Annotated in this window: 13 protein-coding genes and 1 tRNA gene; 7 read left to right on the top strand and 7 right to left on the bottom strand. The window is 60.9% G+C overall.

From position 1 onward, the window contains the following. Window positions 1-98: 98 nt before the first annotated feature. The 3 genes from yidC to rpmH are packed head-to-tail and all read right to left on the bottom strand — an operon-like array spanning window position 99 to window position 2468. Window positions 99-1907, bottom strand: coding sequence for a membrane protein insertase YidC (yidC, locus tag FHT29_RS10105; protein ID WP_168599632.1), 1809 nt, complete (start codon window positions 1905-1907; stop codon window positions 99-101). Continuing rightward, window positions 1907-2308: a ribonuclease P protein component gene (rnpA, locus tag FHT29_RS10110; RefSeq protein WP_037203066.1), complete on the bottom strand. Its 402-nt coding sequence runs from the start codon at window positions 2306-2308 to the stop codon at window positions 1907-1909. Before rnpA ends, yidC begins: the two co-directional genes overlap by 1 nt. Window positions 2309-2333: 25 nt before the next feature. Beyond that, window positions 2334-2468, bottom strand: a complete 135-nt coding sequence (gene rpmH / locus FHT29_RS10115) for a 50S ribosomal protein L34 (protein WP_034488840.1) — start codon at window positions 2466-2468, stop codon at window positions 2334-2336. A 414-nt stretch (window positions 2469-2882) separates the two neighbouring features. Between rpmH and FHT29_RS10120 the strand changes: the two genes are divergently transcribed. From FHT29_RS10120 to FHT29_RS10130, 3 genes are all read left to right on the top strand, one after another. Then, window positions 2883-4892: a methyl-accepting chemotaxis protein gene (locus FHT29_RS10120; RefSeq protein WP_168599633.1), complete on the top strand. Its 2010-nt coding sequence runs from the start codon at window positions 2883-2885 to the stop codon at window positions 4890-4892. Between the two features lie 170 nt (window positions 4893-5062). After that, window positions 5063-6583, top strand: a complete 1521-nt coding sequence (locus FHT29_RS10125) for a HAMP domain-containing sensor histidine kinase (protein WP_168599634.1) — start codon at window positions 5063-5065, stop codon at window positions 6581-6583. Between the two features lie 124 nt (window positions 6584-6707). Continuing rightward, window positions 6708-6784 (top strand) — tRNA-Arg (locus FHT29_RS10130). Between the two features lie 126 nt (window positions 6785-6910). Here FHT29_RS10130 and FHT29_RS10135 read toward each other — a convergent pair. Next, window positions 6911-8467 carry an MDR family MFS transporter gene (locus tag FHT29_RS10135; protein ID WP_168599635.1) on the bottom strand — a complete coding sequence of 519 codons (1557 nt, stop codon included), beginning with the start codon at window positions 8465-8467 and terminating at the stop codon, window positions 6911-6913. Continuing rightward, a complete protein-coding gene (locus FHT29_RS10140) occupies window positions 8464-8913 on the bottom strand; it encodes a MarR family transcriptional regulator (protein WP_047556162.1) in 450 nt (149 codons plus the stop codon). The genes FHT29_RS10135 and FHT29_RS10140 overlap by 4 nt, the downstream gene beginning before the upstream one ends. Window positions 8914-9058: 145 nt before the next feature. Between FHT29_RS10140 and FHT29_RS10145 the strand changes: the two genes are divergently transcribed. Beyond that, the gene (locus FHT29_RS10145; RefSeq protein WP_052212119.1) at window positions 9059-9523 is read left to right on the top strand and encodes a BA14K family protein; all 465 of its coding nucleotides are present in this window, start codon (window positions 9059-9061) and stop codon (window positions 9521-9523) included. 58 nt (window positions 9524-9581) lie between these two features. Here the strand turns inward: FHT29_RS10145 and FHT29_RS34445 are convergent, their stop codons facing one another. Both FHT29_RS34445 and FHT29_RS34450 read right to left on the bottom strand, forming a co-directional pair. Continuing rightward, complete coding sequence (locus tag FHT29_RS34445) at window positions 9582-9737, bottom strand: hypothetical protein (RefSeq protein WP_246703017.1); 156 nt, start codon at window positions 9735-9737, stop codon at window positions 9582-9584. 57 nt (window positions 9738-9794) lie between these two features. Further along, complete coding sequence (locus tag FHT29_RS34450; protein WP_348644862.1) at window positions 9795-10205, bottom strand: SDR family NAD(P)-dependent oxidoreductase; 411 nt, start codon at window positions 10203-10205, stop codon at window positions 9795-9797. A 170-nt stretch (window positions 10206-10375) separates the two neighbouring features. Here FHT29_RS34450 and FHT29_RS10155 point away from each other — a divergent pair, with 170 nt between their 5' ends. From FHT29_RS10155 to FHT29_RS10165, 3 genes are all read left to right on the top strand, one after another. Next, entirely contained in the window at window positions 10376-11035 is a 660-nt protein-coding gene (locus FHT29_RS10155) for a methyltransferase domain-containing protein (protein ID WP_047556398.1), read from the top strand. Between the two features lie 11 nt (window positions 11036-11046). Continuing rightward, the gene (locus FHT29_RS10160) at window positions 11047-11694 is read left to right on the top strand and encodes a TetR family transcriptional regulator (RefSeq protein ID WP_047556396.1); all 648 of its coding nucleotides are present in this window, start codon (window positions 11047-11049) and stop codon (window positions 11692-11694) included. A 245-nt stretch (window positions 11695-11939) separates the two neighbouring features. After that, window positions 11940-12821, top strand: coding sequence for an aldo/keto reductase (locus FHT29_RS10165; protein ID WP_037203070.1), 882 nt, complete (start codon window positions 11940-11942; stop codon window positions 12819-12821). Window positions 12822-13263: the final 442 nt, after the last annotated feature.

Raw genomic sequence — 13263 nt, forward strand, 5'->3', positions numbered from 1 at the left:
CCGGCTTTCAAGGCTATCGCGATCACGAGGAAAACGGATAACCTCGCGCACGCGATATCCCTCAAAAGAAAAGCCCCGCCGAAGCGGGGCTTTGCTGTCTATTTCGATGGCGCCGGTTTTCGTTTGAAGAGGCCCTTGAGATTGTCGAAGAGTTCCACCTTCACGCCGTGGCGCCTCATGATGATCGACTGCTGGATGACCGAGAGCGTGTTGTTCCAGGCCCAGTAGATGACGAGGCCGGCCGGGAAGCTTGCCAGCATGAACATGAACACCAGCGGCATCCAGGTGAAGATCATCGCCTGGGTCGGGTCCGGCGGCGTCGGGTTCATGCGCATCTGCAGGAACATGGTGACGCCCATGATCATCGGCCAGACACCGAGATGCAGGATGGTAGGCGCTGCAAACGGCAGCAGGCCGAAGAGATTGACGATCGAGGTCGGGTCCGGAGCGGAAAGGTCCTGGATCCAGCCGAAGAACGGCGCATGGCGCATCTCGATGGTGATGTAGATCACCTTGTAGAGCGAGAAGAAGATCGGAATCTGCAGGAGCACCGGCCAGCAGCCCGCGATCGGATTGATCTTCTCTTCCTTGTAGAGCTGCATCGTCGCCTGTTGCAGCGCCATTCGGTCGTCGCCGAACTTGGCCTTCAGCTCCTCCATCTTCGGCTGCATGCGCTTCATGTTCGCCATCGAAGCATACTGCTTGCTGGCGAGCGGGAAGAACAACGCCTTGACCACGATGGTGGTGCAGAGGATGGCGACACCGAAATTGCCGAAGTAGCGGAAGAAGAAATCCATCAGCTTGAACATCGGCTTGGTGATGAAATAGAACCAGCCCCAGTCGATCAGGCGGTCGAAGCGCGGGATCGAGTAGCTGGTCTCGTAGCGGTCGATGACCGGTACTTCTTTCGCGCCGGCGAAGACGAGGTTCTTCAACTCGATCGACTGGCTGGGAGCGACCGTGACGGCATCTTGCTTGTAATCGGCCTGATAGCGCGGCGTGCCGTCGCTGAAGTGCGAGAAGCGGGCATCATAGGCCGTCGACTGCGGCGGCACCATGGTTGCGGCCCAGTACTTGTCTGTCATGCCGAGCCAGCCGCCGGTCGACTTGGCGGGCGTCGTGGCTTCCTTCTCGGTTGCCGCATACTTGGTCTCGATCAGGCCGTCATCGCCGATGACACCGATGAAGCCTTCGTGCAGAACGTAGGCGGACGGCGTCTCGGGTTTATTGTAGCGGGTGACGCGGCCGTAGCTCGAGAGGGAAACCGGTGCCTGGCCGCTATTGGCGATTTTGTCGGTGATCGTGAACATGTAGCGATCGTCGACGGAAATCGTGCGCGAGAAGGTGATGCCCTTGTCATTGGTGTAGGAAAGCGTCACCGGCGTCTTGTCGGTCAGCTTGTCGCCGCTCGAGAGCGTCCACATGGTCGAAGGGCCGGGGACCGCACCGGTCGCATCGCTGCCGACATAGCCGAGTTCGGTGAAGTAGCCGTCCTTGGTATCGGCCGGGCTGAACAGCGTAATGATCGGGCTGCTCTTGTCGACGGTCTCGTGATAGGTCTTGAGCCTGAGGTCGTCGAGGCGCGCGCCTTCCAGGTTGATGGAGCCGGCAAGCGCAGGCGTATCGATGACAACGCGCGAAGAGGAGGTCTTGGCGACCGATTGGTCGCGTGTCAGGACCGTCGGCGCAGTCTGGCCGCCTGCCGGCAGCGAGCCGTTGACCGCAGCGCCTGCGCTCGCGGCGGGTGCCTGCGTCGTCTGGGCCTGCTGCGACTGCTGCTGCAGCTTGGCGGCCTGTTCGGCCTGCCGCTGCGCTTCGAGGCGCGGGTTCATATAGAAAAACTGCCAAGCGAGGACGATCAGCACCGACAGGGCAATCGCTATGAAGTAATTGCGGTTGTTTTGCATCATGTGTTCCTGGAGCGGTCCGTTTCCGGTCGCCGGTGTTTCGGCCTGGTTTCGATACGCTGGACGAGTTCACTCACCAGTTTTTCGAAAGGTGCGGTCAGCACATCGCGCCGCGCGACAACCACATAGTCGTGTCCGGGCTGCATTGCAAACCCGGCATGAAGCCGCACGGCTTCTTTCAGCCTGCGCCGCATGCGGTTGCGCTCCACTGCGTTGCCATGTTTTTTGGTGACGGTAAAACCAACGCGGGGGTCGGCGTCGGCAAGCTTGCGGTCCAGCATCTCTAGGAGGAAGAAGCTGCCTCTGCGCTTCTCGCCTTCGCGGACTGCAAGAAACTGCGGCCGGCTCTTCAGCCGCCCGACAGTCTTTTTGGGTCGTTCATTCGTCAATTTGCCCGCCATCCTCGACTATCGGGCATTTCGGCCGTTAGGCCGAAAGACGCTTGCGGCCGCGGCTACGGCGAGCGGAAAGAACCGCGCGACCGCCCTTGGTGGCCATACGGGAACGGAAGCCGTGGCGACGCTTGCGGACAAGCTTGGATGGTTGATAGGTACGCTTCATTTATTTAAACACCGCGGAGTGCGGCCCTTCTTGAGCTTTGCTTCAAAAGCAAGCAGCGTTGTTGATTATGGCGAACGGACTTCGCCCGCAAAAGCAGGCTCCGGGACCGGACGTGCGCGGGCTTATAAGGATGAAGACCCATAGAGTCAATTATATCGGCGCAAATTCCTTGAAGTCCGGGGTTCCAGCCGGTCGGTCGGCGGCCGTTGCCGCCAGCCATAGCATTCGGCCGATTGATTGCATGGCCAACAATATAATTCAGTAAATACTGAAATATACAGCAGAAATAGCAGCGACGTCGCATCTCTCATATATAAATACCGCAATATATCATTAATGAATTTAGCCGATATCTAGGTACATGCTGGAAAAACCCATCGATTTATGGGGAGGAGACCGGCCTCGGAGGGTATCGTGAAGATTCGCGGCAAAATAAACCTGCTTGTATTCGTCATGGCTGGCGCAGCGCTTTTGATCGGCGCTACCGCCCTTTATGCGCTGCATCAGTATGACCAGAAATTACAGAGCTACGATCAGACCGCCGGCCGCGCCTACATGGGCGAGCGCCTCAACCGTTATGTGACGGCGGTGGTCATGGAATCGCGCGGCATCTATGCTGCCGCTTCCGCAAAGGACGCCAAGAGCTTCGCCGATGGGTTGATGGGCGACCTCGACGAGATCGACAAAGTGCTCGCGGCCTGGGCGCCTATGGTTCCGGATGCGCAGAAGGCAGAATTCTCCAAACTGCAGGCCGGCTCTCAGGAGTTTCGCGTCTTCCGCACCGAAACGGCCCGTCTTGGCGTGACGGATGGTCCGGATGCCGCCAGCAAGCAAGGCAACAATGAAGCCAACCGTGCCAATCGCAAGGCTTTCCAGGCCGAGATCGATGCTGTGGTTAAAACCGATAAGGCAGAACTTGCAGCAGCCGAAACCAGCGTCGCGACTTTTCATGACGCTATCTTGTGGGCCGTCCTTTGCATCACGGTGGCGGGCATCAGCGCCGGCGTCGGCCTGGGCTCCTATATTGGCACCGTTCATCTGAGCCGTCCGATCCGCAAGGTGACGGAAGCCATCAACAAGGTTGCCGACGGTCAATTCGATATCGAGGTCCCGTTTGCCGGTCGCCGCGACGAAATCGGCGAGATGGCCGCTGCCGTCGATGTTTTCAAGGAGAACGGCAAGGCCGTGCGCCGCATGAATGCCGAGGAAACGGCCCTGCGCGCCAGGAGCGACGAACTTCAGTCCAGCATGTCTCTGGCCGTCTCGGCCGCCGCTGCCGGCGATTTCAGCCGTCGCATCGAGAAGGATTACGGCGATGCCAACCTCAATCGCTTTGCCAGGAATGTGAACGAGCTGCTGGTGAGCGTCGATACGGGTATCGGCGAGGTGCGTCGCGTGATCGCAAGCCTCGCTGATGGCGATCTGACTCAAGCTATGAAGGGCGAATTCCACGGCGCCTTTGCCGAACTGCAGCAGAACGTCAATGCCACGCTCGCGACCCTCAAGAGCACCATGCGCGAGGTGCGGGAGACGACGGGCTCGATCAACACCAACACCAACGAACTGCGCCACGCCAGCGACGACCTCTCCAAGCGTACCGAACAACAGGCCGCCGCCCTCGAGCAAACCTCGGCGGCGCTCGACGAGATAACCTCCGTCGTCCAGAATTCGACGGAACGGGCGCGCGAAGCGAGCATCATGGTGACCGAGGCCAAGGAAGACGCCGCCCGCTCCGGCAAGGTGGTTCGCAATGCGATCGACGCCATGGGCGGCATTGAACAGGCATCCGGCGCGATCAGCCAGATCATCGGAGTGATCGACGACATCGCCTTCCAGACGAATCTGCTGGCACTCAACGCCGGCGTCGAGGCTGCGCGAGCAGGCGACGCGGGCAAGGGCTTTGCCGTCGTTGCCCAGGAAGTGCGTGAACTCGCCCAGCGCTCCGCCACCGCCGCCAAGGATATCAAGGCGCTGATTAGCAAATCAGGCGATCAGGTGCAGGTCGGCGTCAAGCTGGTGCAGGCCACCGGCGAGGCGCTGTCGACCATCGAAGCCCGCGTGCTCAAGATCAACGACCACATTCATTCCATCGCGACGGCGGCGCGCGAACAGGCAACAGGCCTGTCCGAGGTCAACAAGGCCGTCAACCAGATGGATGAAGTCACGCAGCGCAATGCCGCCATGGTCGAGGAGACCTCGGCCGCGACCCATCGTCTTGCAGGCGAAGCCGATGGCCTCGTCCGCCTGGTATCCCGCTTCAAGGTCGATGCCGGCAGCATGCCCGCTCCGGTGCCTGCACGCGCCGAGACGCACCGCCCGGCGGCATCGCCGGCACGGCGGATGATCGATAAGGTCGCGACTGCCTTCGGCGGCGCAAACGCTCTCTCGCCGGCCGTCGCGACGAAGGGTTGGGAAGAGTTTTGATCCCGTCGGAGAGGGACAACGCGGCCGCGCCTGCGCGCCGTCGTCGTCCCTCTCCAGACCCTTCTCGCCGTTAAAGCCGGGAAGAGATTGGAAAAAAGCCTACAATCACCTATTATCTGGTTTCGATACTTCGCCATCATGTCGCTTTGCAGCGAAGCGGGACAATTGAAATGGATAGTGGGCAGGACAGGAGGGCCGCAAAAAGCGGCAAAGCCGATAAGGGCCGCCTGTCCCAATTTTGTAGGCCCACAGGGATCTTCGGCGGGCTTTCCGGCAAGCTTCTCATCCTCACCGTGGGCTTCATTCTCCTGGCCGAAGTGCTGATCTTCGTACCCTCCGTTGCCAATATGAGGCTGCGTTGGCTGGAGGACCGGCTCAATACGGCCGCTGCAGCCGCGATCGTCATCGACGGCCTGCAGCCTGCCGAGCTACCTCGCGCGCTGCAGAAGGAAACGCTGATGGCCACCGGCACGCGGGCCATCGTCCTGCGCAAGGACGGCACGTCGCGCCTGCTTGCGACGGCCGAGATGCCGGCCTCGGTCGATGATATGTATGATCTGAGCAATGTGTCCCAGCTGACCGCCATCAAGGACGCACTCGACACTCTGCTCTTCGGCGGCAACCGTATCATCCGCGTTTTCGGCCCGGCCGGCGGCGATGTCGGCACCGGCATCGAAGTGGTGTTGAAGGACACCCGGTTGCGCAATGCGATGCTTGCCTATTCGGTCAGCGTCTTCTTCGTTTCCATCCTGATTTCATTGTTCACAGCGACACTGATCTTCTTTGCGATCAACCGCATGATGATTCGCCCGATCCGGCGGCTCACGGATAGCATGCAGGCCTATTCGGACGACCCGGAGGATCCGGGCCGTATTCTCGTGCCCGAGATGGGGCGCGATGAGCTTGCAGTCGCCGGCCGCCATCTCGCCTCCATGCAGTCGCAGCTGCAGAAGACGCTGAAGCAGCAGAAAAATCTGGCGGCGCTCGGCCTCGCCGTCTCGAAGATCAATCACGACATGCGCAACATCCTGTCGGCGGCGCAATTGATGTCCGACCGATTGGTCGATGTCGACGATCCGATGGTCAAGCGTTTCGCGCCGAAGCTGCTGCGCACCATCGACCGCGCCGTCGGTTATACGACCGAGGTCCTTTCCTATGGCCAGACGTCCGAATCGGCGCCGCGCCGGCGCAAGATCCGTCTTGTCGAGCTCATCGGCGAGGTTCGTGATATCCTGGCGATCGATCCTGAAACCGGTGTCGAATTCGTCGAGCAGCTCGGCCCCGAGCTCGAGGTCGATGCCGACAGCGAGCAGCTGTTCCGCATCATCCATAATCTGTGCCGCAACGCCCATCAGGCATTGGTCGCTTTCGGCGAGACGACACCCGACGGTATCAGGCGCATCACGGTTTCGGCGCATCGCATCGGCAGCGTCGTCAGCATCACCGTCGATGACACCGGGCCGGGCATGCCGCAGAAAGCGCGGGAAAATCTCTTCACGGCATTCCGCGGCTCTGCACGTTCCGGCGGTACCGGCCTCGGCCTGGCAATCGCCCGCGAACTTGTGCTTGCTCATGGCGGCACCATAGCGCTCGTGGAAAAACCATCCGCGGGAACGCAGTTTCGCATCGAGATCCCCGATCGCCCCGTATCCCTCGATGATTATCGCAGCCGAAGCTTCCGCGAAAGCTGAGGTTTTTCAGCCTCTTCGCACCGACATGCACGAAAATCGCGATCTTTTTCAGAAATCCACTTGCAATCCCCCAAAGGAGGCTTTAGAGAACCGCCACGCCAACGGTTTCTTCCGTTTCGGCCACGCACCCGTAGCTCAGCTGGATAGAGCACCAGACTACGAATCTGGGGGTCAGGAGTTCGAATCTCTTCGGGTGCGCCATTCTCATCTCTATATAAGTTTGCGATCTGACTGCCTGCACCGCAGGCACGAATGCTTGCGCGTATCCCGCGCCGGGCGACAGGCGATCGTGCTTGCCGCCCGGCGGCTGTGATTTTTTCGTGCTGCTCAGCCCCGGCGCGCCGTTTCCTCTCCATGCTCCGTCGCCAACGGCAATTCCGGCAGGAACAGCAGTGCGACCAGCGCCAATGCGACGATGGCCGTTCCCGTCGCAAAGGTCATGGCAATGGCGTGGCGGTAGAGCGCTATGGCCGCGGCATGGGCTTCGGGGGAGGTGGTGGCAAGTTGCTTCATGCCGGCCTCCGTCAATGACGACATATGAAGACCGTCCAGGGCGGCGCCGGCGTTCTGTACGCGATAGGCGAGGATGGCGCCGGAGCCGGTGACGCCGATGAGGCCGCCGAGCGAGCGGAAGAAGGCGAGCGTCGCCGTGCCGACGCCGCGATGCGCAAAGGGCAGGGCATTCTGCACCGCGATCGTCATGGTGGGCATGACAAGTCCAAGTCCGAGGCCGAGGGCGAAGACGGCTGGCTCGATCACCATGAAGCCCTGGCTGGTGGCGGCCGCCCAGGCGAGCGTAGCGAAGGCGACCGTCGCAAGGCTCAGACCGAATAGCTGGGCCGGCTTGTAGCGTCCGAAGCGATGCAGCAGCACGCGGCCATTGACCATGGACGAGATGACGACGCCGATCATCAGCGGGCCGGTCAGCAGGCCGGAATGCGAGGGGCTGACACCCATGACCATCTGGAAGAACAGCGGGAAGAAGAGGCTGGCCCCGAGCATGCCCACGAAGGTCAATGCCAGCACGAGGCAGGCGACAACGAACAGCCGGTTGCGGAAGAGATCCGGCGGCAGCACCGGCTCGGGCTCCCGCCGGATATGGAGAACGAAGCAAACGCCGAGAATGAGGGCAGCCGCGGACAAGCCGAAAATCTGAGGCGAATCCCAGGCCCATTCGTTGCCGCCGAGCGCCAGCACCAGCAGGAAGCTGGTCGTGCAGGCCGTCAGCAAGACAGCGCCGAGATAGTCGATGCGGCGGCTGCGCGCCTGATACGGCCTCTTGAGTGCTCGGCCGATCATGACGAGGGCAACGGCACCGATGGGCAGGTTGACGTAGAAGATCCAGTGCCACGACAAGAGATCGGTGATGACGCCGCCGGCGATCGGGCCGATGACGCTGCACACGGCGAAGACGGCGGCGATCGAGCCCTGATTGCGCCCACGTCTTGCCGGCGGCACGATGTCGCCGATGATGATCTGCGCAAGCGGCAGCAATCCACCCGCGCCGATGCCCTGGATGGCCCGGAAGACGATGAGTTGCATCAGCGTCTGCGCCATGCCGCTCAGTACGGAGCCGAGCAGGAAGATCAGGATCGCCGCGTAGATCATCGGCTTGCGGCCGTACTGGTCGCTGAGCTTGCCATAGAGGGGCATGGTGCTGGTCGAGGCGAGCACATAGGCGCTGACGACCCACGACAGATGCGTCAGCCCGCCGAGATCGCTGACGATGCGCGGCAAGGCGGTCGCCACGATGCTTTGGTCGATGGCGCCAAGGCCGAGAACGATCATCAGGCCGAGAATGACGGCGCGGATCTCGCGACGATCGGGCGGATCGCTCGCGGCCGGCGCCGATGGCGGAATTGCATTCAGACGCTCGCCGCTCATTGCCCGATCTCCCCGAGTGGCCCGACCGCCGCGCGAATGGCAGCGCGCTCGTCGGGCGACAGTTTGGCCAGTTCGGACGCAAGCCAGTCGGTCCGTTTTTGTTTCATGCTCTGTATCAGCTCTTTTCCTTTGTCGGTCGCGATCAGGCCATTGCGGCGCCGATCGCTCGGGTCGGGCTCCGAGCGAGTGATGAGACCGTCCCGCTCCATCGTCTTCACATGTCCGGATATCGTTGGCCCGCGCAGCTTCTCCATCCGGGCCAGTTCGGCGACGCCGATGCCCGGTTCGCGCATGATGGCGAGGAGCAGCAGGGCATGCAGGGGTGAAAGGCCGGGATCGTCGCTCTCGCGCCGCAATTGCCGGTACAGGCGATGGAGAGCAGGGCGCAACGCCTCGGCGAGCGCATGTGCTTCTTCAAGCACATGATGACGGTCGGGTTTGGTCATGGAGTCTCAATCGAACAGTAGATAGGTAGGCTTCCTATCTATATGACTATTGAATGTCTTTTACTTGCGCAAGCGGTAATATTATGATTCATTTTCAATCATTGCGCGTTGTTCGTTCCGATTACGTCTCTGGAGGAGAAGAGCTGTGAAACGATTCCTGACGACCGTGACAGTGACCGCCTTAAGTGCCCTGCTTGCTGTTACATCATTTGATCCCGCCGTTGCGGCGCCGATTCAGCCGATGGTGCAGCCGGCAATCCTGCAGACGACCGGCCAGGCTGCCGGCGTGACCGACGTGCAATATCGTCGTCACCGTCCCCATTATCGCCCGCACTATCGCCCACATTACCGTCCGCACTATCGCGGCGGCTACTGGCATGGCCATCGCGGCTATCGCTACGCCCGCCCGGGATATCGCCGCTATAGCGATGGTTTCTGGTATCCGCTGGCCGCCTTCACCGCCGGCGCAATTGTTGGCGGCGCCGTCGCACGTCCGCCCCACGGCAGCGCCCATGTTCGCTGGTGCGCGAGCCGGTACAAGACCTATCGCGCTTCTGACAACACCTATCAGCCGACCAATGGTCCGCGTCGGCAGTGCGTCAGCCAGTGAGTTGCCGGTGAATTGAATGCGCGAAGTCCCTCTCCGCTCTTGCGGAGAGGCACATCTTTCAGGCAGTTGCGGGGATAGGCATCTTCAATCCCGTGAATTGCTCCGAGGCATCCCAAAGCCGCCGCCAGATGGCGGGATCGCGGGCATGGGCGGCGATGCTTTTTACCTTCCAGCCCTCGGCGCGGGCGATGCGGTCGAGTTCCAGGCTGCACAACAGCGTCGCCAGCTTCGACTGGCAATAGGCACGCGAAGCCCCATAATTTTTCCGCCATTATAGATCTTCGAAATTGATCCTGCCGCCGCGGTGCGCCAGGCTGCTGACTGTGACCGCACGGGGGTTGTCGGCATCGAAAACCGTGGGCAGCAGTCGCATCGTCCAGGCGAAGTGACCGATATAGTTGGCGCCCATCTGCATCTCGAAGGCAATGTCTGCGCCGGATGTTGCCGAGCGGATTTTGGCGAGCGCCTCGGCGCCCTTTCTCTCGTTGGGTGAGGCGATGATGACCTTTACGCCAGCGCCGGCCAGCGCCTTGGCGGCTTCGTAGCCGATACCGCTATTGGCAACGGTGATAACTGCAATTCGGTCTGACTTGGGGGAATGTCTTTCACTGTCCGGCCGGACATTGCGGGACGCCTGTGGAGGGATTTGGCATCGCCTATTGTATCTGTTTATATATTGCACTAGATGCAAGTTTGTATTTGTTAAAAATATGCAGCAATAGAAATCAGGGATTGTGCTTGCATATCAACGGTTCTCGATGGCCAAATGATGTGGGGTGCCTTCGAAATGCCATGCTGCTCGGCCCTGATCGCGCCATATTTGCTATCGTAGCCGGAGATTGGATTCGCGGAATGACGACAAAGACCTCATGCTCTGATTTTGTGCGGTTTTTCCGCTCCTGGGTAAGCAATCCCATGCGTGTCGCGGCGGTGGCGCCCTCGGGTGAACGCCTGGCCAGGTTGATGACTCAGGAGATCGAGCCGCTCGACGGCCCGATCCTCGAACTCGGCCCCGGCACGGGTGTTTTCACCCGCGCGTTGCTGGCTCGCGGGATTCCGGAAAGCGCGCTGACGCTTGTCGAGTTCGGCGAGGAGTTTGCCGTTCGGCTGCGCGGCCGTTTTCCCGAGGCCCGTGTGGTGCAGATGGATGCTGCGCAGCTTGGCCAGTGCGGCCTCTTTGAGGATGTGCCTTTCGGCGCTGTGATCAGCGGCCTGCCGCTATTGTCCATGCCGCCCGCCAAGATCGTGGACATTGTCGGCGGAGCCTTCGAGACGATGAAGCCGGGTGGAGCCTTCTATCAATTCACCTACGGTCCCCGTTGCCCCATTCCCAGGCCAATCCTCGAAAGCCTCGGCCTGAAGGGGACACGCATCGGCGGCACGGTGCGCAACATTCCGCCGGCCGGTGTCTACAGGATATCACGGCAGAATCCGCTGGAGATCTCGATCGGCGGCTCTTACGCCCCCGAAGCCGGCAAGGCCGATATGAGGCGGCCCGAAGCAAGTGCATGACGGGGGGTAAGATGGCGGATATGCCTGATGTCGTCGTGAAGGAGGGCCGGCGCGAGCGCAAGCGCCGCCAGACTCGCGAGCGCATCGAAGCCGCCGCCCTGAGGCTTTTCCTGGAGCGCGGCTTTGACGGCACCACGATCGAGGACATCACCGAGGCGGCCGATGTGTCCAAGCGCAGCTTCTTCGATTATTTCCCGAGCAAGGAAGATGTGGTCGCTGCCTGGCAGGATGGTTTCTCTGGCGAGTTGATCGAGGCGGTCGCCGCTCAGCCCAAGGATGCGGCCATCGTCGATGTCATCGAGGCGGCTGTCAATGCGGCGCTGCTCGACGCTATCTCGGATCCGCAGTATCTCGCCATCGCCGCCTTGATCCGCGATACCCCCACTCTTCGCGCCCGCGATCAATTGAAATATGCCAAGCTTGAGAGGAAGCTGGCGGATGCGCTGCATGCCCGTTGTCGTGGCGGCGATGAGGAGCTGTTCCGCCTCAGCCTGCTGTCGTCAGCCGTCGTCAGCATGCTGCGCATCGGCGGTGAACGCTGGGGCGCGGGGCTGCGGGATATGTCGCTTGAAGAATTCGCCCGCAGCATGTTCGACGAGCTTTGGACAGCTCTTGCCGATCTGGGTACGCAAGCGCGCCGACACGTGCCCGCGCAGTAATCTCGATGCGCGCGAGCGGCCCGCCCGGCAGCTGCGCCGAAATGGTCGGCGTCGATCCCCGCATTGCGCAAGGATGAATTCGTTACGCGGGTGCGCATTGCATATGCCAACCTGCTGCCCCATCTTTTCCAGGTCGCGACCCTATTCCCCTCTCGCGAAAAGCTCGACCTGCCCGAGAAGCCTCGGCCCGCTCGGATGCCAAAAAAAGCCAGATACATTCCAGACCAGCAAAAAGGACTATAACCATGTCAGATTTCGACGCAGCCAAGTCCGGTCAATTCAAGATCGGCGGCGACCTCTCCGTCCATCGTCTCGGCTTCGGTGCCATGCGCATTACCGGGTCCGGTATCTGGGGCGAGCCGGAGAACCATGACGAAGCTATCCGCACCCTGAAGCGCCTGCCGGAACTCGGCATAAACTTCATCGACACGGCTGATTCCTATGGCCCGGACGTTTCCGAACGTCTCATCAAGGAGGCACTGCATCCCTACGGCAACGGCCTTGTCGTCGCCACCAAGGCCGGATTGACCCGAACCGGCCCCGACGTCTGGGTGCCCGTCGGCCGCCCGGAATATCTGATCCAGCAGGCGCATAAGAGCCTGCGCAATCTCGGTGTCGACCGGATCGATCTCTGGCAGCTTCACCGCATCGATCCCAAGGTGCCGGCGGCCGAACAGTTCGACGCCGTGAAATCTCTGCTCGACGCCGGGATCGTCCGCCATGCGGGCCTCAGCGAAGTCTCCGTCGCCGACATCGAAGCCGCATCGAAGCATTTCAAGGTGGTGACGGTGCAGAACCGCTACAATCTCGTCGATCGCACCAGCGAAGACGTGCTCGATTATTGCGAGAAGCACAATATCGGCTTCATCCCCTGGTTCCCGCTTGCCGCGGGCGATCTCGCCAAGGAAGGCTCGCTTCTCGACACTATCGCCAAGAAGCATGGCGCCGCGCCGAGCCAGATTGCGCTTGCCTGGGTTTTGAAGCGCAGCCCTGTGATGCTGCCGATCCCCGGCACGGGCAAGGTCAAGCACCTGGAAGAAAATACCGCCGCCGTCAACATTGTCCTCTCCGACGAGGAATTCGCGGCTCTGGACGCCGAGGGCCGGAAAGCATTCAAGACGGCTTGAGACCCTCCCAGCTTCGGCGAACAAGGCCGAGGCCGCGAATCGAAAGCAGGTGAAGCGGCGGAGATATCTCCGCCGCTTCAGGACAGAGTTTCCTCGAATGGCATGTCGAAATGTATGATCACGATCATGTGAATCGCGGTCCTCGGCCGTTCGGCGGCTGTAAAATAGGCGGCAAATACCCTGATTATCAGTGCTATGCGGCATTTTCGGCATATGTGAACAAAAGCAATGCACTTGGTGCATTGCTGCATTGCGAAAGCCAATCTGTTCAGGTCCCCGCCGGCGTTTTATTTATTTCATCGAAGGCAGCGCACCTCCTCCTCCCAGCGCTCCTTCATTGATTGGCAACACTCCTCCTCCTCCCAGTTGCCAATCCGGATCAAGAGCCCGATGCATCCTCCTCCCGCGTCGGGCTCTTTTTTTCTTCTGTCATCAGTGACAT

The organism is Rhizobium sp. SG741 (assembly GCF_012275435.1).
GTDB classification, from domain to species: Bacteria; Pseudomonadota; Alphaproteobacteria; order Rhizobiales; family Rhizobiaceae; genus Rhizobium; species Rhizobium lusitanum.

Bases quoted from the DNA above. Each gene is read 5' to 3' on its own strand.
- FHT29_RS10160 (WP_047556396.1), top strand. From the start codon at position 11,047: ATGGCGGATATGCCTGATGTCGTCGTGAAGGAGGGCCGGCGCGAGCGC.
- FHT29_RS10140 (WP_047556162.1), bottom strand. From the start codon at position 8,913: ATGACCAAACCCGACCGTCATCATGTGCTTGAAGAAGCACATGCGCTC.
- FHT29_RS10135 (WP_168599635.1), bottom strand. From the start codon at position 8,467: ATGAGCGGCGAGCGTCTGAATGCAATTCCGCCATCGGCGCCGGCCGCG.
- yidC (WP_168599632.1), bottom strand. From the start codon at position 1,907: ATGCAAAACAACCGCAATTACTTCATAGCGATTGCCCTGTCGGTGCTG.
- rpmH (WP_034488840.1), bottom strand. From the start codon at position 2,468: ATGAAGCGTACCTATCAACCATCCAAGCTTGTCCGCAAGCGTCGCCAC.
- FHT29_RS10165 (WP_037203070.1), top strand. From the start codon at position 11,940: ATGTCAGATTTCGACGCAGCCAAGTCCGGTCAATTCAAGATCGGCGGC.
- rnpA (WP_037203066.1), bottom strand. From the start codon at position 2,308: ATGGCGGGCAAATTGACGAATGAACGACCCAAAAAGACTGTCGGGCGG.
- FHT29_RS10155 (WP_047556398.1), top strand. From the start codon at position 10,376: ATGACGACAAAGACCTCATGCTCTGATTTTGTGCGGTTTTTCCGCTCC.
- FHT29_RS10125 (WP_168599634.1), top strand. From the start codon at position 5,063: ATGGATAGTGGGCAGGACAGGAGGGCCGCAAAAAGCGGCAAAGCCGAT.